Source organism: Pedobacter psychrodurus, from assembly GCF_032678585.1.
GTDB lineage: Bacteria > Bacteroidota > Bacteroidia > Sphingobacteriales > Sphingobacteriaceae > Pedobacter > Pedobacter psychrodurus_A.
Genome location: NZ_JAVTSN010000014.1, coordinates 32,064 through 54,385, shown reverse-complemented (window position 1 = coordinate 54,385; position 22,322 = coordinate 32,064). Strand labels below are relative to the sequence as shown.

Sequence of the window (22,322 nt, the reverse complement as noted above, 5' to 3'; positions counted from 1 at the left end):
AATGCGCAGCATTTAATGGCTATCTGCTTTAAGGAAAATATAGGGCAAATCTCTCCCGCTGATTTGGGGATTTACGCAGATGGATGGAAAAGAGAAGATCCTTCGACTGCGCTCAGGATGACATAGGATGGAAATCTCATGACAGCCTCTTCTACTACGCTCAAAGTGACAGACCAGTTTACAACGAATAGATCACTAATACCTACTCGTATTTAAGCGCATCTACAGCATTTGCCTTTGCCGCGCGGTAAGATCTGAAACTCACTGTAATCAATGTGAGTACCATTGATGCAACCATGGCCAATATAAAAGGCCAGACACCAAGTGGCACGCGATAAGCAAAACCCGATAACCATTTACTCGTTAGAATGTAAGCCAATGGCCATGCAACGAGATTGGCTACAAAAACCATTCTGATAAAAGCGCTGTTCAGCATTTTAACCAGCTCGCCTGTTGTAGCACCAAGTACTTTTCTGATGGCCATTTCACGGGTGCGCTGAGCTGCAACAAAAGAGATTAAGCCAAACAGACCGATGAAGGAAATAAACATGATTACACCAGCAAATATCTTGAACAACAGGCCTGTAATGCGCTCCGACTCATAATAATTGTTAATGTCATCATCCATAAATTTCGCATTGTATACTTCATTGGGGAAACTGCTTTTCCAAAGGTTTTCTATCGTTTTCATGGCCGGCATAATTTCTTTCGAATCCAATTTCAGCGCCATGTTATAATATTGCCTTTTCTCCTGATAAAAAACCATAGGCGATATCTTTTCTTTGAGTGATTGATCGTTAAAATCTTTTACCACGCCAACTATCGGTCCTGTTCTTCCGTTTTGTGCGATTACTTTGCCCAGCGCCAACTGGGGATTAGCAATACCAATTTTCTTTACAAAGGTTTCATTCGCGATATAAGCATTAGCGGTATCGCTTTTTGGGTAAACTTTACCTGCTAAAAACTGCAGTCCGAACAGATCAAAATAGTGTTCATCTCCTGGGCTTAACCGCACTTCAAAATCCTTATTTTCCCTGCCGTCAACATAAAAATTTGTTGTATTCATCGTACCAGAAAGTGGTGGCCTCACAAAATAACTTTGCTTCTCTACGCCCGGTATATGAAGCAGTTTTTCTCTAAACAGTTGTTGATGGCTCATACTGACACTATCTCCCGGAAAACCGATGAACACGACGGCATCTTTTTTAAAACCTAATGGTTTCTCTCTCACATATTGCATTTGTTTGATCACCACCAGCGTTGCAATAATGAGCACAATAGTAATGGTGAACTGCATGATGATCAATATCATCCTTAAACTCAAATTCCCCGATTGGACGCGCACCTTATTTTTGATGGCTAAAGCAGGACTAAAGCCCGAAATAATCATTGCGGGATAAAAACCAGCTAAAAAGCTAACCAGCATAACAAGAAGAAACAGAAAAACAAAAACCGAAGGATTTGTAAAAAGCGACAATGAAACCTGTCCTTTAAAAAGATGCGATAACAAAGGCAGTAATAACTCAGAGAAAATACAAGCCAACAACATAGAAAGCACTACGATAGTAGTAGTTTCGGCCAAAAACTGCAAAACAAGTTGCCTGCGCATCGCCCCCATCACCTTACGTACGCCAACCTCTTTTGAACGGTTAACGGATTGTGCTGTAGCCAGATTGATAAAATTGATACAGGCTGTAACCATCAAAAAAAGTCCGATGATGGCCAAACCATATACCTCTTTTTTAGTAATAGCCGTTTCAGCAAAGTTATTATAACGTTCACTAAAGTGAATATCAGATAAGGACTGCAAGTGGCTACGCTGATTACCGGCTAGCTTTTTCTGCTTTAAATATTTATCGTTCATCCGTTCTAACGATTGCGCTAAAGCAGCCATAGAGGCACCAGGCTTTAACAGCACAAAACATTCGTTATACGTGCTTACCGAATCCCAATCCTGATTATTTTTACCATAAAAGGTTGGATAACTCACCATGATTTCCATGGGGATGCTACTACTGCTGGGCAAATCGGCAATAACGCCCACTACCCTAAGCTGAATGGAATTCCAAAAGGTGAAGTTTTTGCCGATAGCCTGTTGGGCAGAACCAAAAAAAGTTTTAGCTGTTCTCTCCGAAATCACTACGGTATTGGGTTCTGAAAGGGATTGGATTGGTTTTCCAAAAAGCCACTTCACCTGAAGGATATCGAATAAATCAGCTTCTGTAAAATATACGTCCCTTACCGCTTTAAAATGCTCGGTACCATCGCCATTGCGAACCAATACCACGCCGCTGTTGCGCGAAATCCTGGCCAGTTTTTCGATACCTACAAGCTCTTGTTTAGCTGCCGGGCCAAAAGGCAAAGGTACTCCGGCAGAATAATCATCAAAACTATTGTATTTCCAATCGGTTACAAACCTGAATATCCGATCCTTATCTTTAAAATGTGTATCGTAACTCAGCTGGAACTGAATAAAAATAAAGATCAAAATGCAACTGGTCATTCCGATAGAGAGGCCGAGGATATTGATCAGTGCATAGGATCTGTTCCGTATCAGGTTTCTAAAAGCAATCTTCAGGTTTAATTTGAACATAAGTCTAAATTTCTATGGATCACGCCATTCCTATGCCAAATATAAGCAAGACAACTGACAGCACCCTAAGGGGCATTTATAATCTGATTAATAAACCATGTATGTTCATTAACGAACAGCGCTGTGCATAAACGGACAGCGTGTTAGGCCTCTGTATCATTTTTATTGCGTCGAATTGGGCACATCCGAGCTTAGACACAAACTTCTGTATATTAATATATTATCAGTTGAACAGCAATGAGCAAGGAAAATCTTTAAAATATATTTATACGTATACTGTTAAAGGCACAGTTATTATTATTATAATTGGAAACAGAAGAGTAGAATCCAACTATATACCCGAAGGATTGCTGTACCTAAAGGAGTTGTTAAAACAGTGCTTAACCCGAAAAACAGAATTTAATGTTGGTGATCAATAATTTCGAAGAGTATGAATCGCATTTAGGCAAAGAACTAGGTGTTTCGCATTGGCATACTATAGACCAGGAACAGATCAATAAATTTGCTGATGCAACTTTAGATCACCAATGGATTCATACCGATCCTGAAAAAGCCAAGAATGAAGGTCCATTTAAGGCGACTATTGCACACGGTTACTTAACCTTATCGTTAATTCCCTATTTGTGGAAACAGATTGCTGATGTGCGTAATATCAAAATGGAAATCAACTACGGTATTGAGCGGTTTAGGTTTGGCCAGGCGGTTTTGGTGGATAGCGAAGTACAGTTGAAAGCCAAACTGAATTGTATCAGCAATTTAAGGGGAATCACCAAAGTAACCATTCAGGCCACATTAGTGATTAAAGACCAACCAAAACCTGCATATGTAGGTGATGTGGTATTCTTGTATCATTTTATATAGTTGTTGGTTTAAGAATAATTGAATACCTTTTTATACCCGAAAACAGAAAAATATTTGTCCTTCAACAGGCTACCATTGACAGAATCTAACAGAGCGATCGTCATCTCGACCGAAGCAGTGCGAAGTGGAGAGATCTATGAGCCAAATTAAGTTAGACGATAGATTTCTCGACTGCGTTGTACTGCGCTCGAAATGACGACACTCCGAGGAAATTCATTTCCCTCGAATTCTCCTATCGTTTTATATTGGCTATTATACAATAAATTATCCCTCAGGATGACAATGTTTTTTGTAACTTGAATTAAACTTGTCTGGATGAAAAACCAATATCAGACAATTTTGTTAAGTTAGTATGGAAAATATCATCACACCAAGCCAGTTAATCATCAATCATGCTACTAACGGCAATAAGGCCACATTAAAAGTGGGCAGTAAATTTCAATGGGACAGGAAACACAGTTCTAAAGAGACGCCATCACTAGCTGATTTTAAAACTGAAGTAGATAATTATTACGATTATAAGGTAGTTTCTGGTTATGAAGGTGCGGCCGGACAGACGATTTATATGGTAACAGCTGTGAAATAAATTATTTTATCATTCAATCATTTCCAAAGTCAATCATTTTATCTCCGCTATGTAGCCCCCTTGATAGTTGATTTTTGTTTCGATAATTTTCACATCTGGCATTTTGATTTTTGCCACTGCTGTTTCTATAGCTAAGGATGCGTTGGATCTGTTTGCATGATCAGCGATATTTGAGGTAACTAATCTAAAGACTTTCAGTGCAGCAAAATACTGACGGTCAAGTGCTTTTATTTCATTCAAATCCCTGTTTTCGCGTTTGTATACCAAATTCGCCTGCATACAGCAATATTGTTGTATCTGATCTAAATTTACAATTTTCTCTGTAATGGTAGCCAAAGCCGATGCTGAAAGTTGAATACCGTTAACACCCATCACTTTGTTCTGTTTAACCAAATAATCGAATCCACAAAATGATATGATGCTGGCAGGGCTGCTATTTAGTATAGATATCGCTTTAGGCATTTCTTTTTTAGGATCAAAACCATTTTTGATTAATGCTTTATTAAAGTTGAACCGTTGTAAGAGCAATGTTTCAATCAATTGATCGCCATCAAGTTTTTCCAGTTTCGGCATTGGTTGGGTTTCATGCCCAGCATCAATATTGTATTTCAACATTTTATCCGAACGAAAACCCATGTTTATAGTAAGCAAGAAGACAAAAGCAAGAGGTAAAATGAGCACATTTTTCATTACCAAAATCAATAAAGTGTTAATTATTAATTAAATATAACACATTTATTAATTATTGTATAATTTAGTTTACAATTATCAACAACTTTTGTCAATAATATATAATTAACCTAATCTTTTTCCAGAATACTTTTCAATTCTTTTAACTGCCATTCCCGCTCCTCTTTTACCTTATTTAATTCTTCAGGAAAAGCCAGTTCGATGGTTTTAACGGCATAATCAGCGCATACCATGGCATGTTCTCTCATATGTCCAACCGCCACCGCTTGTCCGGCAGTTCGAATTGCATTTTTCCCAACTGCAGTTTTACACGCCCTGGCCACCGCATGGATTTTAAATCCTGCCTGACGAACTTCGTGAATGCTTGCTTTTCCAATCTGCCAAAGTTCATTGATCTTAAATCCATTTTCAACAACCGATAAATCAATAACTTCCTCATTAGCGAGCGGCAATACATGTTTTGCACAACGAATTGCCCATTTAGCCAAGGCTACCTGATCTGCAAGGTCATAGAATTTATCTATATTAGTTCTGAGACCAGACTGATCTGATAATTTTATTTTTGCTTGAGTCGGCATCTGAATCTGTTATAACGACTATAAATATAGGAAAACGACGATTAAACCTTAATCTGAGCGTAGTAATGTGGGGATTAGGAACAAAACCAATTTGATTAACAATATCATTTAAAACCATATAAGACATTCGAAGAACACATGAGCTAACATGGTCTTATGTGTCTTATATGGTTGTGGTTTAATAAAAGGGGGCTTAGACTACGCTCAGATTGATAAGCCGCGATCAATTCTGTTTTCTTTACGAGCCTCCCTGATTAACCCTTTTTCTCTACAGCAAATTGGCCATTCCGACTTAAAGTGGCGAAATCCTTGCCTGACGCAGATAAGGAGAAATCCATAAACAAAGTTTTAGTGCATGGTTTACAGATTTCTCCACTACGGTCGAAAGGACGATTCTCTGGGACTTATCCTCGCGATTTAAAGCCCTTATTATTGATTTGCTATTTTAGATACTTCCGATTTGGGTGCCTTCAGGGAAATCGCTCTGACTACAGCCATCGCTACCAGTAATCCCGGCATTGCCGCTACATGAAGAAAAACTCCAGTATGCCCTATATCTGTATAATGGACCCTTGCCAATTCCACCAAAATTACCATTAAAACTAAACTGGGCAACATCACAGCTAATGGCTTGCAAGCTATTGTTCCAGGTAATTACCTCATCAGCACTGCCATTTGGATTTCTATAATCGCCATAATAGCTACAATCGTAACCTGGGAAAGAGATGCTGTTTCCGAAGTGATAAGATCCATGTGCTTTTTTACCAACGTAAACCTGCGGACGGGTACCCGCAGCAATATTTCTCCAGTCTTTAGTGTACCAACCGCTGTGTTGAAAATACGTAACCGTAATAATCCGGTTGGTTTGCGAATTTACCTGAACAACGATGTGCTCCCAATCATAATCGTGCCCGCCTAAGTTGGCAAAACAAGTAGTTTGGGTTTTGTAAGTCCACCAGAAATCGATAAATACACGGTTGGGATCGTTAGGATGTTGCTGCACCTCATAATAAGTGGGGAAATTTTTACTTCTTGGTGCATCGCGGTTAACCATTACAAGCGTTCCATTACAAACGATACTGGCCGGATTGGTACTTGCCCAGATATCCTCTACTGTTGTGGGATAATCAGGAGCGGCGCGATCGAACTTCATAACTGGAGAAAATGTCCAGGCCAGGTTAAAGGCCGTGTTTCCGGTGATTTTCGTGCCACTTTCCTGGCAGTCGGCACACATAAACTGAGCACCGGTTTTGTTGGCCTCAACCATACTTGTTGTGGTTGGTTTCTTGGCGGTTGAAAGGTTGTTCTGTTTTTCTTTTGTACACTGGCTCAATGTCATAGCGACAGCAACCATTGCAAACAATGGGATTTTTGTTTTCATAATTTTTTGGTTAGAATGTGTAATCTTTATTAAAGATTAGCAATAAATTAAAGATCCCAATAGATTATAAAATCAAAATGATGGACAATTTCAGCTTCGGGCTTTAAAAGCAACTTCTCGGTATTGCCAGCCAATAAAAAGACACCAATGTTTTTTATCAAAAAAAACCAACAATTGTTAGGTCAGCTAACGAAATGGTAAGAAATGCAAAATCTTTTGAGTTACAGCACCTATTCTGTACTCAAAAGATTCTGATTTAAGACTTATTAATTAAACCTCTATTAAAACAACTTAAATCCAACGGACAAGTTAAATAAACCTGTTTTTTCATTAAGTGATTTGTTGATTTTCGTTAACCCTCTGCTATAGCGTGCATCGATAGTAATATTACCGATATCAACTCCGGCGTTAACCACACCGCCTAAATTAAATTTCTTATAATCGAAACCAACCGGCCCTTTTGCATCGTTAAGGGTATAATTAACATCAGGTCCTGCCGAAACCCTAAAATTTAATGCTTCAGTATCAATAATTTTGTACCCGACCATTAAGGGTAAATTTACCTGATTAAATTTTGGTGTATAGGTATTTGAGGCATATACATAAGAACTCTTAAACGTTACATAATTTAACTCTGGTTGAAAATAAAGTGTTTTACCCACCCTTGCAAATGCACCAAAGTTATACCCCACCTTTCCTTTTTTATCGGTTATTGCTTTTACACTTGTAGGCAATGTAGCATAGTTTACACCTGCCTTTAATCCAAAAGTGAAGTCAGAATCCTGTGCTTTTACCGATCCTGCCGTGATAAACAATACCGCAATTAATAAATAAAACTTGTTCGTTTTCATAATTTTTGTTTTTGAATAATTAATCATTTGTTTTTGTGATTTGATAGTATGACAGCGACAAATGCTTTTACCCCTACTCAATAAAAAAAATAATTACTGATTTTTATTGCTGGTCTTAATTTGTACGTATTGGGGCTTTCAAATTAATTTCTTATTTTGTTCTTCATCACATCTTATCCACTAAATCATCCATATATGAAAAACTTGATCATCCTACTTTTTGTATCCCTTGGCTTGCACACTTATGCACAAAAAAAACCGCATTAGATCAACGTTTGATGGGCAAATGGAAAGCCATATCAAAAATTGAAATCGATAAAAAAGATGGTGTAGTAACAGAAACCGAGCGAGAACTTTACAAGGCCGGAGAAAAAACATACGAGTTTACCAAAAAGAATACTGTGATTATTATCCAGGGATTTGGCAAACACAAGGAAGAATTGCCTGCAATAAGTGATGGTGGTAAACTGTTTATTGGAAAATCGAACAAGAACAAAACACCTTATTTGGTGACCATACAACAGGGCAAGGCCAGATTGCTTAAAACCGAGACCAAAACAAAAAAAGGCAAAACAATTGTAGAAACCGAGGAGGTTATTTTACAACGGTAAACAATACTAGGCTACAGGCAAAGTGAACCAGAAAGTACTTCCAATCCCCACTTCACTATCTGCACCAATGGTTCCATCATGCTTTTTTATAATCTCGGCGCAGATATAAAGGCCAAGGCCTAAGCCGGTGTACTCGCTTCCTCCATGGTTGATCCGATAATAACGATCGAAAAGAAAACGAAGATTTTGTGGGGGGATACCAGGGCCTTTATCAATTACCGATACTTTGGCCATTCTGCCCAATTTTTCTATACGGACTGCTATTTCTTTAGCATGTGGCGCATATTTCATGGCATTATTGACGAAATTGACCACCACCTGCTCGGTACGGGAAATATCAGCATATACCTCTACGGTTTCATCGCCTTCGATGTTGATATTGAAAGAACTGTTTACCGGAAGGTTATCGCAACATTCGTTAATTATTTTTAATAAACTGAATTTCTCAGGTTTAATTAGAAGCTGATCTTCATTGGCTTTGCTGGTATTTAAGAGATCTTCGATCAGCATGTATACTTTTTCGAGGCTCTTATTGGCCTGGGTAATCAATTTGGGCAATATTGCAGGCGAAGGATTGTCTTTCATCCGATCCAACAATTGTAGCGATCCCTTTAAACTGGTGATGGGCGTTTTTAATTCGTGACTGGCAATACTGATAAAATCATCCTTATGCTGCTGTAATATCCTTAATTCGTGAATGTCGGTTGCGGTACCTACCCATTGTTGTAACAAACCATCGGCATTTTTGATGGGCATTAAACGAATGAGGTGCCACCGGTAAAGGCCATCTGCCCGTTTAGCCCTAACCTGAAACTCTCCGCCATCAATGCGTTTTCGGAGGAAACTAAACCGATGCAGAATTTCTTTAAGATCATCGGGATGGACTACAATAACCAAATCGCTTACATGTATTTGTCCAGCGTTTAACCCGGTATAGTCATACCACCGCTGGTTATAATAATCTACTTTTCCTTTAATGGTATTGGTCCAGGCAATTTGCGGAATGGTTTCCATCATATTCCTGAAACGGTTTTCACTTTCGGCCAGGGCCTTGGTGCGCGCAGCTACCCGATTTTCGAGCTCTGCATTTAACTGAGATAGCTCCTGGTTAATGGACTTAACTTTTTCTTTTTGCTCGGTAAGCAAATCGTTCGCAAAACGCAATTCCTGGGTATGGTGTTCTTTTTCTTTATTTTGTATGAGGAGCTCTTCATTGGCTACGAGCAATTCGGCGGCCTGAACTTTTAAGGTCTCATCTGCAATCGATTTCTCCCTTCTTATTTCCGCATCTTTTAAAGCCCTGTTTATTTTGGCGGGCACGGTAAAAAGCTTGTCTTTAGAGGCATAATCGGTTACCCCACTATTAATCAGGGCCACTGCATTTTCTTCGCCGATAAAGCCCGAAACGATGATAAATGGAATTAACGGATATAAATCCTGCTTGATATGAAAGGCACTTACGGCGTCAAAAGATGGAAGTGAATAATCGGAAAGGATAATGTCGGGATTAAAATCTACTAAGGCGTACTCATAATCAACACGGTTCTGAACAATTTTAGCAATAAAATTTAAACCGGATTTTTTCAGTTCGCGGCACAGCAGATCGGCATCATGATCATTGTCTTCGAGAATTAAGACCCTGGAATTCTCAATCATTTCGGTTCCATATTCGGCGGGTAAAATCAAATCATTGATCATCTAACTTGCAGGCTGACTCAGCACCATCCAGTACATCCCAATCTCTTTAATCGCATGAAAGAAATTATCACTATCAACCGGCTTTACAATATAACTATTGGCGCCAAGCTGAAAACACCTTTCAATATCAGGGCCTTCGTTTGATGAAGTCAGCATCACTACCGGAATACTTTTAAGATTAGGATCTGATTTTACGGTTTCCAATACCTGTACACCCGAAACTTTTGGCATTTTAAGGTCAAGCAAAACCAGTTTAGGGTGTTGCGTATGGTCTCTGCCGGTATATATGCCTCTGCAATATAAAAAATCGAGCGCTGCTGCCCCATCTACTACATGATGGAGTTTATTGGAAAAACCACTTTTGGTAAGCGCCCGTATGGTAAAAAGTGCATCATCGGCACTGTCTTCCACGAATAATATCTCGATGTTGTCGTAATTCATATCTGTATTTAAATGACTAATTTTTGGGTAAACTGAAATAAAAGCTAGATCCCTGATCTAGAACCGATTCGGCCCAAACACTCCCCTTATGCCGGTCTATAATTTTTTGTACAATGGCGAGGCCTATCCCCGTTCCTTCAAACTCTTCCTGTGAGTGTAAGCGCTGGAATACTCCGAAAAGCTTATCGTAATACTGCATATCAAAGCCTGCGCCTTTGTCTTTCACAAAATAAACCATCAGTTTGCCTTGTTCAAAGGCTCCGATTTCGATCGTGGTATTGGCTTTATGCCTCGAATATTTGATGGCATTTGAAATGAGGTTGATCCATACCTGTCTGATCAGTGATTTATCTACTTTGGCTGGGGGAAGAAGCTGAATGTCGAAAACAGGTATATTTTCGCCTTCCTCAAACATCAATTCCTTGTTCACGGAGCTGACCAGATCATTCATGGATACTTCAGAAAGCGTTACCTGTTTTCTACCCAGTTTGGAGAAAGCCAGCAAGTCATCAATCAGCACACCCATCTTTTTCGAATTATTGATGATCGATTGTAAGATTTGGTTGCCTTCTTGATCTAGCCTGTTGCCATAATCTTCTGCCAGGATACGGGTATAGCCGTTAATCCCCCTGATGGGTGCACGTAAATCGTGAGATACCGAATAAGAAAACGATTCCAGTTCCTTATTTACGGCTTCTAATTCGGCAGTGCGTTCAATTACCTTTTGCTCTAACTCTTCATTTAGTTTACGGATATCATCTTCGGCATTTTTCAGCTCTCTATTGGCCACTATAAGTTCCTGTGCTCTTTTTTCCTTTTCTTCATTTTGAAAAGCCAGTTCCTTATTGGCTACAATCAGCTCGGCGGCTCGTTTTTCCTTCTCTGTATTCTGAAAAGCCAATTCTTTATTGGCAATCACCAGTTCAGCTGCGCGGTTCTCTTTCTCTTCGTTCTGAAATATAAGTTCTTTATTGGCTACAATCAGTTCGGCCGCACGGTGTTCTTTTTCTGTATTCTGAAAAGCCAGTTCTTTATTGGCAATTACCAGTTCGGCCGCACGCCTTTCCTTTTCTTCATTCTGAAAAACAAGTTCCTTGTTGGCTACAATCAGTTCGGCGGCACGTTTTTCCTTCTCGGTATTCTGAAAAGCGAGTTCTTTATTGGCAATCACCAATTCTGCTGCGCGGTTCTCTTTCTCTTCGTTCTGAAATACAAGCTCTTTATTCGCTACTACCAGCTCCGCTGCGCGGTCTTCCTTCTCCTGATGTTGAAATGCGATTTCTTTGTTCGCGATTGATAATTCATCCGCATCTGTTTTTTTCATATCCTAAACTTTCAATCTAATCGATGTAAATAAGTACAGGATGGTTAAGGCTCGGGAATCACCTTTTCTGTAAAGTGTATAAAGCTAACATAATATAACGTAACTATATCAGAAACCTACCCTGCATAATGGCCTATTTCTAAAACCGGCAGCATATTGAGATTTAACATATTCTATAAAAGCAGATTCTATCCTATCTTTAGGTTAACAAACAAAACAGATATGAAAACATTGAAATTATTTTTGAGCGTGGCCTGCCTATTGGTGATGCTGGGCACCGCGAATGCGCAAGCGCCAACCGACATTAAAATCGCCGAATGGGAAAGAGCAAAAGCTTATACAAAAGAATATCTTGATGCCATGCCCGAATCAGGCTACGCATTAAAACCAACCCCCGAAATGCGCTCTTTTGCCGAACAGATGTTACACCTTACAGATGCTAATTATGGTTTTACCGCAACAGCAACTGGCGAAAAAAGTCCTTTTGCGCTTGGTGCATTGGAAAAAACCAGCGATAAATCGAAAGCTAATGTTACTAAAGAAGTAATGGCAGGTTATGATTACGTAATTGCTGCAATAAAAAAGTTAACACCTGCGCAATTAGAAGAGAAAGTAAAGTTTATGGGCCGTTTCGAAATGACCAAGGATATGGTTTTCACCAAAGATTTTGAGCACCAAACACATCACCGTGGTCAGGCTACGGTATATCTGCGTTTAGCTGGCGTTAAACCGCCTCAGGAAAAATTATTCTAAGATCATCAGCCCCACAGCAGCTTGCGTGGACCAATGTTGTTGAATTAGGGACAAGACACAGATAAACATAATTTAACCACAGATGGAAAGGATACACACAGATATAAAGATCCGTGTTAATCTATTTTTATCCGTGGTTAAATACGTTAATTTAATATTTTGCCCAAAGGCGTGTATCATCTTATCGCATTTTATACGATTGCAACAGCTTTTTAATGAGTTTACTATGGCGTATTAGATGCCGATATTCAATTATCCTTAAACTGAGATTTGTGGCAAATAGCCTGCGCTAAACATATTTACAATGGATTTAGGCGTAAGTACTGGCAAAGTAGGCAAATCAGGAAATGCAATGGGTTTTTCATAACCAGCGGATGTCCACAAATACATTTGACCAGCATTTACAAGATAGGCTTTATCCAGGTAAGATACGAACGTACCATTAGGAAGAACAGCCAGCTGCTCTTCATAAGTAATTTTAGATTGATCAGCTGCTATCCTTTCGGCCTGCATCATATTATCTATTTCCGATACTGGTGTTTTCATATTAAAGCCATGTTCAGGATTGCCCTTTATCCAAAAGCTTTTAAACCGTTGGTGATCTGCGTACCGGCATTGAAAACAGGGCCTGTGTCCGGCCGAAAATGCGGTAGCTTCATCTAAAAAGAATAACTCCGTCCATCGGTTCGGCTGCATCACTTCCCGATGCCGCCCTCTAAATTCGAGTACACAGGTAATCCATGCTTTGATTTTATAATGGCGGACAATCTCTTGTTTATCATTATGCAGCACACCACGGTTTCCTAACCAGGCACCACGATCGCTTGTGCTGATGATTTCTCCAAAAGGGTTTACCCGGTTCTGCAACATAGGATTTAGCTGTTTAATTATATGGTAAGCAGCATAGATCTATTTGTGTTTGGGCTTGTTAACACAAATTTCGGTGATTAAGCTATCAAGTTTATGGTAGCCAGGCTCTCCTTCATTATACCTGCCCATTTTATACACACCATACTTTGAAGGCATTAACCACTCTGTTTTGACCGCTGTTGAGTCTGAGTCGTAACGCACGATCATAAATGCATCTCTGAGCGCGGCCTTGAAATTCGCCTTCTTCTTGTTTTTTAGCGGTTTAAGGCTTAGTACAAAGAGCTGCTGTCCGGTAAAGACTTCAATCTCCCTGATATCACTATTTTTATATCCAATAGAGTCATTGCCACTTTGTTTAATTCCGGCATGTCCCGTTCCACGAAAACCAAAGGTGATCAACAACACGGAGAAAAAAACAAGGTACTTTAACGATTTAGATTTCCAGATCAGTAAATGGGAATCTTTAACTAAGTCTAAAATGCCTTTAAATGTCATACAGGAGAGTTTAAAAAGATGTGTATTTTGAACGGAAAAATATGGATATATTCTATCAACCACAAATAAAAAATTTGGCTTCTGATAAATCAGTATTTGCATTGAGATAAAAAGCCGAGGCTTCCAAACAGAAATGCCCTCACCATATGCGAGGGCATTTCTATTGATGTATAAAGGAAATAAACAGTTTATTATATTTAAATAAACTATCCGTTTGTTTCGGGTCGCTCTGTTTCGATATATTTATTTTCCAGTGTTCCATCGCTATATAATTTAAGGATAGCATAACCAGGTGCGGTTTCCTGATAATAATAAGGGTTTGCGGATCTTTTATCGCCCTTTCCCCACCAAAACCCACTCATTGCACCATTGCAATAATATTCTACTCCGTTATACCATGCCCGATCTAACAAATGTTGATGACCGCTTAGGCATACTTTCACTTTATCTTTATGTTTGTAAAACAACTGCTTCAGTTCTTTATGGTCGCCGTGCTGCCCACCTTCCCAGGTGCCGGTTACGGTTAATATCGGGTAGTGCGACATCAGCAAAACAGGTGTATTGGCTGGCAAGCGTTCCAATTCGGCCTCCAGCCATTTGTACTGTTCGCTATCTAAAGCAGTATTCTTATTGTTTCCATCCAAAACAATAAAATGCCAGCCTTTTTTAGAAAAACTGTAATAACGGTTCGGAATCTTTAGCCTTTTTACCACATATTCTTTGCCATACATTTCGTCTGCTGTAGATGGTGCAGCCCACCATATATCGTGATTGCCGATACAACTGTGCACTTCATATTCTGCTATCTGTTTGATACAATTATCCCAAATGCCCCATTGCTCGGTCACACTGTCACGGGTTATGTCTTTATAATCGGCGGCATGGATACTATCGCCTCCATTGAGAAAAAAATCTACTTTATGCTTCTTAATTTCCTTTAAACATTTCTCAAATCTTGCAGGTGCATCATCGCCACTCCTGATATGGACATCGGTAATATGGGCAATGGTTAATATCGGTTTTCTATTGATATTTTTTTCTACTGGGGCAGCTGAAGCCAGATTCTTTAGATCTCCTGCTACAAGAGCAGCGGCAGCCAGTGGGATTGATTTTAATAAACTTCTTCTTTTCATGATGTTATGTGTTTCGTTTTTAAACAAGGGCATATTTGTCATGTTGAGCCTGTCGAAACACAATAAAGTGATTTAACGAAGTCCTTCGACAAGCTCAGGATGACAATTTTTATATTTGATTCAGCCTCTATATTTTACTATTGCCAGCCAGTGGGCTGTTTTAACTGTGGGTTAAGCAAGATCTGTTGCATCGGTATCGGAAAATAGTAGTATTTCGGTTCAATAAATGATCGTGGAGCACTGATATTTTCAGGGAACATGATAAAGCCCGAATTGCCATTGCTTAAATAAAAACTGTTATCGCTCAGGTAATATTTCACCAGGTTCTTTTTAACGTCGGCCGAAAGGCCATCGAGCGGACCTTCCTGATTGGCGGCCTGTAAAATAGCGATATCTTCTATCCCATCACCCGTAACATCGTAGGCACCAAGTTTAGGCAGATACATGCCCTGGGTTGGTCTTTCGAGCAGTTTGCCTGCTTTCCACCGCAATAAATCGTAAAATCTGAGTCCTTCGCAGGCCATTTCTACATTGCGTTCTCTACGGATTTCTAAAAGCACACCTTTATTCGCTCCGGTAATCTGTGGGTACATATTGGCCAAAACGACATCAGGTGCGGTATTTGCCGCAGCCATGTTTAATGCAGCCACTCCGGCACGGTTACGCAAAACATTAATGGTATTATCCAGATCCACCTGATTAAGCAGGCCTAATTCGGCCCTGGCCTCTGCATGGATCAATAAAACTTCTGCATAACGCAATATCGGCAGATCGGTAAATTCGGTATATACTTTACTGACCGGATCTATCGCATAAAACTTAATCTGCGGATAACCACCAAAAGTAGGCCTGGTTTTATTGGGTATCCCGCCAAGCGTAGTTGAAAAGCCTGGAGGCATAATGGTAACGGCCATCCGCGGATCGCGGTTATTAAAAATCTCGGCATAGGTTTTCTTATCCCAATTCGGACTTGAGGTAAAAGGCGTACCATCGGTCATTAAGTAGGTATCGATCATACTTTTGCTGATGGCCCACTGCCAATCGAAAACATAGTGTGTACTGTTAGACCGGTTTAAGGCCCGGTCATAATCATCATAAAAGATCATTTCCTTATTTGCACTCAAATTCTCACTGGTAAAAAGTTTCTGGTAATCTTCTCCTTTTTTCCCGGTATTGTAAATGCTAAATCCGCCGCCCATTACTTCTTTACTGGCCGATTCGGCCCGCTGTATAAAAGTACTGGCTGATGCCTGCAATCCAAGCTCATCGTGGTATTTCCTAAAAGTACCTTCGAAGAGGCAGAACCTCGCCAATAAGGTTAGTGCCGCCCATTTGGTAATGCGCGTATTGGTGCCTGTCGCCATTACGTTGGCTGCAGCGTATTCTAGGTCGGCTTTTACCGAATCGGCCACCAAAGCACGCGGATCTTTTGCTTTATATAACTGCGCCTGATCATCGGGATTTAGTACTGTGGAGTAATAAGGAACATCGCCATATCTCGCGATCATATTAAAATAGAATATGGCACGGTAAAAACGTGCAATGCCTACAAAATGTTTAATGGTGGCAGGATCTCCCTGTACCTGTTGAAGATTGTTGAGCATATAATTGATGGTGCGTAGGTTTTCCCACTTCCATCCACCAACATTTGTTGGATTAATTTTACCTCTGATCATGTTATCCAACTCACTGCCACCTAAGTTTACAGAGATGTTATCCGAAAAGAGATCATTTGTACTGGGGCCAAACATGCCATAAAATCCATTGCTATAAGTTTCCAGATCGGCAGTGGTTTTAAAAAACTGATTGGGTGTAATGGTGGTTTCGGGAATCCGGTCTAAAAAATCCTTCTTACAACCTGCCAAAGTTCCTACTATCAATACAAATAGGAAGATATGAATGTAATATGTTGCTTTCATCTGTTTAGTATTAGAAATTAAAGTTCATTCCAAATGAATAGGTACGTTGAAAAGGATAAAGATTACCATCAAGTCCTTCAGGATCGAGCTTTACTTTAAGGTTAGAATGTTCAAAAAGGTTCTCACCGCTCACATAAAAATGCACGTTCTCCAGCTTTGCCTTTCTTAAAAAGCTTTTAGGCAGGGTATAACCCAAAGTGATGTTCTTTACCCTGAGGTAAGATGCATCCTGTAAAAAACGGGTATTCGGTATACCAAGCTCCTCTCCTGTATCTTCAGCAGCATAAGCTTTTATCCTCGGAAAATAGGCGTTCGGCATTTCAGGACTCCAGTGATCAAGGTTTTGTACCGTTACATTGGTCCATGGCTGTGCGTAAATGCCCCAAAAATAGATATTGCTTCCTGCAGCGTACCAGTCTCTTTTGCCCACTCCCTGTATAAATACCCTTAAATCGAAACCTTTCCAGGCGCCAGACAAATCAATACTGTACGGTAACCTGTTGCGGTTATTGCCAAGTTTGTAATAATCGCCCGGCTTATCTACTGTTTTATTCCCAAAATCAACCTTGCCATCACCATTACGGTCTTTGAATTTCATGTCACCAACAAAATACTGGTAACGCTGATCGTCGGTGCCTACGGCAGTTTGGTTGGCGTGATTTTTCAGTTCATCTGCATTCTGGAAAAAACCTTCCGACTCCAGTCCCCAGATTTCACCAATTTCCATTCCTTCATAATAATCGCTCAGGAGTTTATTCGGATTGTCGAAACGGGTGATATAAGATCTGCTATCGCTAACAGCAAACACAACATTGTAACTAAGCGGCGAACCTCCCAATGTAACCTGATCTTTCCAGCCCAGTTTTAGCTCCCAGCCTTTTGTTTTTAAATCGGCGGCATTTGCGGTTGGCGATCCGGTGCCAAAAACAGCAGGAAGTGGTTTTCCCGGCACCAGCATATTCTTGGTAAAGCGGGTATACCTGTCGAAATTCAGATCTAATCTGTTTTTAAAGAAACTCATATCAAGACCAAGATTAACGGTTGATACTTTTTCCCAGGTGAAATTATTGGAAATGGCCAATGGAGGTTTAACGAAAATGGGTTGCGAACCGCCCAATATCTGGTTTGTTTTTCCACTACTCATCTTGGCCAAATAATCGTATTCGTTTGCAGCAGCCTGGTTACCCAGAATACCATAAGAACCTCTTATCTTAAACATATCCATCGATAGCGCTTCTTTAACAGGGGCAAAAAAATGTTCTTGTGAGATCATCCAACCAGCAGAGGCCGAGGGTACAAATGTCCAGCGTTTGCCTGGTGCAAAACGTGAAGATCCATCATAACGTCCATTCAGTTCCAACAGATAACGTTCTTTGAAATTATAATTAAGACGATAGAAAAGTCCTTGAACCGCCCATTCGGCTACATTCTCGGTAACGGTTTGATCGCCCGTGGCCAAATTAAGCGAAGGAAGTGAACTAGAAATCAATTGTTTACGTGAAGCCAAAAACCACGCATTTCTAAATTGCTCCTGGTTATAACCTACTAATCCTGAAATAAAATGATCGCCCAATTGTTTATGCGCCTGGGTATATAGATTGATCACATTGTATTTCACATTACCGTTTTGATCTGTGGCAGAAGTGGAGGTAGACAAGGGTGGTGCGAGGTTTGGCCCTGTTTTATAAGGAATCGGGATTTCGTACGACTTCCCTAAACTGTCTACTCTTCTAAAGGTTGCATCCCCTTTTAAACTCCAAACATCCTTGATCAGAGATGCATCAAAAGAGAAAGTAGTCTGAACCGTAGTGGTACTCATAGTCTTTCTGCCGCCTTCTTGTACGGCACCTAGCAATGATGCACCTGCCGAGGTCCATGAACCATCAGGATTGCGGGGGATATCGGTAACGTTGGTACGGTTAATGTTCCAGAAGTAATTGCCATCAATAAATGTTGGTGCTTCATAAAATGTAGAGGTTAACATGGTATTGTTCGAAATGGTCAACCATTTGGTCACGTTCAAATCTACCTTGCCCCTTAAATTGTAGATATTATTGTTTTCATCCGCGTTGCGGATCATTCCTTTCTGTTTGTAATAATTTGCCGAGAGGTAATAACTCACCTGATCGGCCTTTTTAGAGATATTTACACCCACATTATAGGTCGGTGCCGATTGTTCGTAAGCTTCCTTCAGCCAGTCGGTAGAGCCAATGTAAAACCATTTATTCGGATCGGTTGGGTCGGCAATTACATCTGGTCTTGAAGGATCAAGCGAACGTAACCGGGCAGCTTCAACCAGTGCCGCACTATAAGCAGGATTATACAAAGGGAATGCGGCTTCATTCTTCACTTTTAACACCTCATAAGGATCTGTAACCACTTCAGGAAGTTTTCCTACTGTACGGTAAGCCATGTAACTGTTTACACCGATATTGATCTTACTGCTTTTTGCGGATCTGGTTACAATCAATACTACACCAAAAGGTGCCCTGGCTCCGTATATTGCCGAAGCTGCGGCATCTTTCAGCACCGATACACTTTCTATATCCGCCGGGTTAAGGGTTAACAAGTCGGATGCGCTGAAAGGAACGTTATCGACTAAAATCAAGGGTGCACCACTGCCATTAATGGATGCAAAACCCCTGATATTAAAATCGGGTGCAGTATTTGGCCGGCCGTTGGCAATGGAAATGTTCAGATTGGGGATCAGGCCTTGTAAACCCTGACCTAGGTTCGCAATCGGCCGGTTTTCTAACTGTTTGGCACTGATCGCATCTACAGCACCTGTTAAGTTTGCCCTTTTTTGTGTGCCATAACCCACAACCACAACATCTTCAAGATCGGCCAGATCAGGCTGGAGCGTAATGTTTAGCAAACCGCCCTTTGATACAGGGAGCTCCTGGGTTTTATAACCTAAATAAGAAACCACCAATATGGCGCCCTCATCAGGCACGCTAAACTTAAAATTACCATTCTCATCGGTTTTGTGGTAGATTTTAGTTCCTTTAATCAAGATTGAGGCATTGGGCAGGGTAATCCCCTTTTCGTCCAATACTTTTCCGGTAATTTCTATCTCCCGAAAGATATTGATTACCTTTTCAAACAAAGATAATGGCCGGGATTTAATGATTATCGTTTTCTCATCAATGGCATAAGTAAGGTTTTTACCTTCGAAACATTTTGCCAATACTTCATCTAAGGAGGCATTGTTAAATTTCACATCAATGGTTTTACCGGTTTGGAGTTTATCGGCTTCCCAAAGCACATTATAGCCGGTCTGTTTCCGGATGGCTTTAAAAACCTGTTTAATGGTTATGTTTTTTTGGACCAAAGAGAGGCTCTGGGCATTGCTTGTTGTAGCACTTACCTGAAGCAGGCCGGTGACCATCAAAACTATTATGAGTTTCATTACACGCAAAAATTTGGTCGCGCAGGATCGATACCCGCAAAAAATATTAGGAGAATTTGTATACATTTGTTCGTCTGTTTTGGTTAAAGGTATTCTATCGCAATAGTGTATTTAAACTGAGCCAAAGCATTCCCGGTTATGCCGGTTAAGGGTCAGTAATGTTCGTAGCATTGCTGACTTTTTTTTGGACTGCAGTTTTTGATTTTATTTCATCACTACAATCCTCCTTCCTTCAATCTTAAAGTGTACTGAACCTGTTAATTCTATTTTTTTAAGCACTTGTGATACATTGCCAAATCGCGACACTGTACCGCTAAATTCTTTTGTTTTTAAACCGCTTTCTTTAAATTCTACCTCTACATCGTACCATCTGGCCACCTGGTACATGATACTTTGCAGGTTTTCATCATCGAACATAAAAAACCCTTCTTTCCAGGCGAGCACCTGTTCGGTATCAACTGTAGCAACTTTTAGCACCGAAGCATTTAATGTAGATTGTTCGCCTGGCTTAATGGTCCTGCCAGGCACTATGGTTCCATTGGTTAATACAGGATGCACCGCCACCGACCCTTCTAATAAAGTCGTTTTGGTATTGCCTTCATCCTCATAACTGTTGATATTGAAATGAGTACCGAGCACCTCCACTTCCTGTATATTGGTTTTAACTATAAATGGCAATCGTTTTCCATCGACCGTTCTTTTGGCCACCTCGAAATAAGCTTCGCCTTTCAATTCCACTTCGCGTTTAGCTGCCGCAAACTGTGCCAGATAACGCAGTGATGAACCCGCATTTAACCAAACTTTGGTTCCATCGGGCAAATCGACCTGATATTGACCTCCTTTAGGGGTTTCAATGGTATTAAAATTAGCTGTACGAGAATTTTTCTGGTTAGATTTAAGTGCATCCGAAACGGTGTACACCAATTTTCCATCAGCAGTTTTAGAAATGCTTACCCCAGTCTGATCGGCTATTTTACCGTTGCCGGCATCATCTAAGGCAATCCGTTTGCCATTGGCAAGGGTTAGAAAAGCTTTATTTCCACCTGGTGCAATATCGTTCTGAGCAAAATGCTCAACAGATTGAACAGGAGCGGTTCGGATATTGGTCATATAATATAAACCTGCGCCCAGAATAAACAATATGGCGGCGGCAGCAGCCCACTTATAAAACGGCACTAATTTTCTGGTTTTAGTGTTTTCCTGCTGTATGTCTTTCCAGATGTTTTTTCCTAAGGCACTATAATCTGGTTCCGTTTGAAGTGCTGGCGGACGATCCGTTTCCTTCAAATACCAGGATTCTACAAGATCAATCTCTTCGGGGCTGCAGTTACCCTCCAGGTATTTATTAAGAAGTTCCTGAGCGCGTTTATACTCCATACTGTTTTTCCTCAATTGGTCAAATGTATGGTTATGAACGTTTGCTCAGCCCTTGGGAGTAGATGAATTAAAAAAAAATTAGAAAATTAAAAAGAAAAGCGTTCCAAGCTTTAAACGAAGGATTTTTAAGGCGTTTGCCATTTGTTTTTTTACGGTTTTATCTGAAATTTCCATCTGTGTGGCAATTTCACGATGAGAAAGGTGCGATCTGCGACTGAGTTCAAATACTTCCCTCATTTTTGGAGGCAACATCGACACCTCATGCTCAATCCGCTTGGCAAGTTCCCGATCGCGCACCAGATGGTCGGTGGCATTGTTCTCTTGTGTGATAAATTGAGATAAAGAACTGAGATAATTGGCCTTTACCTTTCCACGTTGAAAAAGTTTAAGAATGCTATTTCGGGTAGCGGCATATAAGAAGCAAGAAAGGGATACCTGTATTTCGAGGGTTTCGGCCTTCGACCAAAGCATTACAAAAACATCCTGTACCACGTCTCTCGATTCTTCGTCATTTTGAAGTATCCTGCGGGAATAACGGAAAAGTATGGCCCAGTACCGCTCGTAGAGTGTGGCATATGCGCGATGATCCCCTTCCTTCAAAAGAAGAAAAAGTTCATCATCGGTATGCAGATTATACTTGGCCATTATTCCACCTAATTTTTTTTACAAAAAAACCATTTAGATTTTAAAGATACAATTCTTCTTATATTATCAATTTGTTAAGCTGAAAATTGACCAACATTTTAAAGATC

General features: G+C 40.2%; 19 protein-coding genes. 4 read left to right on the top strand and 15 right to left on the bottom strand.

Annotated elements, in window-relative coordinates; genetic code table 11:
* Positions 1-202: 202 nt before the first annotated feature.
* The gene (locus tag R2S57_RS11275) at positions 203-2,593 is read right to left on the bottom strand and encodes an ABC transporter permease (RefSeq protein WP_316845055.1); all 2,391 of its coding nucleotides are present in this window, start codon (positions 2,591-2,593) and stop codon (positions 203-205) included.
* A gap of 402 nt (positions 2,594-2,995) precedes the next feature.
* On the opposite strand from R2S57_RS11275, the gene R2S57_RS11270 reads away from it, so the two are divergent.
* Together R2S57_RS11270 and R2S57_RS11265 are read left to right on the top strand one after the other, a co-directional pair.
* A complete protein-coding gene (locus R2S57_RS11270; RefSeq protein ID WP_316845054.1) occupies positions 2,996-3,454 on the top strand; it encodes a MaoC family dehydratase in 459 nt (152 codons plus the stop codon).
* A 352-nt stretch (positions 3,455-3,806) separates the two neighbouring features.
* Positions 3,807-4,040: a hypothetical protein gene (locus tag R2S57_RS11265; RefSeq protein ID WP_316845053.1), complete on the top strand. Its 234-nt coding sequence runs from the start codon at positions 3,807-3,809 to the stop codon at positions 4,038-4,040.
* Between the two features lie 33 nt (positions 4,041-4,073).
* Here R2S57_RS11265 and R2S57_RS11260 read toward each other — a convergent pair whose 3' ends face one another.
* The 4 genes from R2S57_RS11260 to R2S57_RS11245 all read right to left on the bottom strand — a co-directional run bounded on the left by R2S57_RS11260 (position 4,074) and on the right by R2S57_RS11245 (position 7,540).
* Positions 4,074-4,676, bottom strand: a complete 603-nt coding sequence (locus tag R2S57_RS11260) for a hypothetical protein (protein WP_316845052.1) — start codon at positions 4,674-4,676, stop codon at positions 4,074-4,076.
* A 164-nt stretch (positions 4,677-4,840) separates the two neighbouring features.
* Positions 4,841-5,308, bottom strand: coding sequence for a putative immunity protein (locus R2S57_RS11255; protein ID WP_316845051.1), 468 nt, complete (start codon positions 5,306-5,308; stop codon positions 4,841-4,843).
* Between the two features lie 445 nt (positions 5,309-5,753).
* Complete coding sequence (locus tag R2S57_RS11250; protein ID WP_316845050.1) at positions 5,754-6,689, bottom strand: NPP1 family protein; 936 nt, start codon at positions 6,687-6,689, stop codon at positions 5,754-5,756.
* Between the two features lie 281 nt (positions 6,690-6,970).
* The gene (locus tag R2S57_RS11245; protein ID WP_316845049.1) at positions 6,971-7,540 is read right to left on the bottom strand and encodes a porin family protein; all 570 of its coding nucleotides are present in this window, start codon (positions 7,538-7,540) and stop codon (positions 6,971-6,973) included.
* A 278-nt stretch (positions 7,541-7,818) separates the two neighbouring features.
* On the opposite strand from R2S57_RS11245, the gene R2S57_RS11240 reads away from it, so the two are divergent.
* Positions 7,819-8,151 carry a hypothetical protein gene (locus tag R2S57_RS11240; protein ID WP_316845048.1) on the top strand — a complete coding sequence of 111 codons (333 nt, stop codon included), beginning with the start codon at positions 7,819-7,821 and terminating at the stop codon, positions 8,149-8,151.
* Between the two features lie 6 nt (positions 8,152-8,157).
* Here the strand turns inward: R2S57_RS11240 and R2S57_RS11235 are convergent, their stop codons facing one another.
* Genes R2S57_RS11235 through R2S57_RS11225 form a run of 3 tightly spaced genes read right to left on the bottom strand, consistent with a single transcriptional unit; the run spans position 8,158 to position 11,614 of the window.
* Positions 8,158-9,849 (bottom strand): ATP-binding protein, encoded by a 1,692-nt coding sequence (locus R2S57_RS11235; protein ID WP_316845047.1) that lies wholly within the window; start codon positions 9,847-9,849, stop codon positions 8,158-8,160.
* Complete coding sequence (locus R2S57_RS11230; RefSeq protein ID WP_316845046.1) at positions 9,850-10,290, bottom strand: response regulator; 441 nt, start codon at positions 10,288-10,290, stop codon at positions 9,850-9,852. It abuts the gene before it with no gap.
* Between the two features lie 16 nt (positions 10,291-10,306).
* Positions 10,307-11,614, bottom strand: coding sequence for a sensor histidine kinase (locus tag R2S57_RS11225; RefSeq protein ID WP_316845045.1), 1,308 nt, complete (start codon positions 11,612-11,614; stop codon positions 10,307-10,309).
* Between the two features lie 222 nt (positions 11,615-11,836).
* On the opposite strand from R2S57_RS11225, the gene R2S57_RS11220 reads away from it, so the two are divergent.
* Positions 11,837-12,367, top strand: a complete 531-nt coding sequence (locus R2S57_RS11220) for a DinB family protein (RefSeq protein WP_316845044.1) — start codon at positions 11,837-11,839, stop codon at positions 12,365-12,367.
* Positions 12,368-12,625: 258 nt separating this feature from the next.
* Here the strand turns inward: R2S57_RS11220 and R2S57_RS11215 are convergent, their stop codons facing one another.
* The 7 genes from R2S57_RS11215 to R2S57_RS11185 form a co-directional block, all read right to left on the bottom strand.
* Positions 12,626-13,237, bottom strand: a complete 612-nt coding sequence (locus R2S57_RS11215; protein WP_316845043.1) for a hypothetical protein — start codon at positions 13,235-13,237, stop codon at positions 12,626-12,628.
* Positions 13,238-13,276: 39 nt separating this feature from the next.
* Positions 13,277-13,732 carry a hypothetical protein gene (locus R2S57_RS11210; protein WP_316845042.1) on the bottom strand — a complete coding sequence of 152 codons (456 nt, stop codon included), beginning with the start codon at positions 13,730-13,732 and terminating at the stop codon, positions 13,277-13,279.
* 206 nt (positions 13,733-13,938) lie between these two features.
* Positions 13,939-14,865, bottom strand: coding sequence for a metallophosphoesterase family protein (locus R2S57_RS11205; protein WP_316845041.1), 927 nt, complete (start codon positions 14,863-14,865; stop codon positions 13,939-13,941).
* 137 nt (positions 14,866-15,002) lie between these two features.
* Complete coding sequence (locus R2S57_RS11200; RefSeq protein WP_316845040.1) at positions 15,003-16,784, bottom strand: RagB/SusD family nutrient uptake outer membrane protein; 1,782 nt, start codon at positions 16,782-16,784, stop codon at positions 15,003-15,005.
* 10 nt (positions 16,785-16,794) lie between these two features.
* The gene (locus R2S57_RS11195; RefSeq protein ID WP_316845039.1) at positions 16,795-20,193 is read right to left on the bottom strand and encodes a TonB-dependent receptor; all 3,399 of its coding nucleotides are present in this window, start codon (positions 20,191-20,193) and stop codon (positions 16,795-16,797) included.
* A 204-nt stretch (positions 20,194-20,397) separates the two neighbouring features.
* Complete coding sequence (locus R2S57_RS11190) at positions 20,398-21,570, bottom strand: FecR family protein (RefSeq protein WP_316845038.1); 1,173 nt, start codon at positions 21,568-21,570, stop codon at positions 20,398-20,400.
* 78 nt (positions 21,571-21,648) lie between these two features.
* Complete coding sequence (locus R2S57_RS11185) at positions 21,649-22,215, bottom strand: RNA polymerase sigma-70 factor (protein WP_316845037.1); 567 nt, start codon at positions 22,213-22,215, stop codon at positions 21,649-21,651.
* Positions 22,216-22,322: the final 107 nt, after the last annotated feature.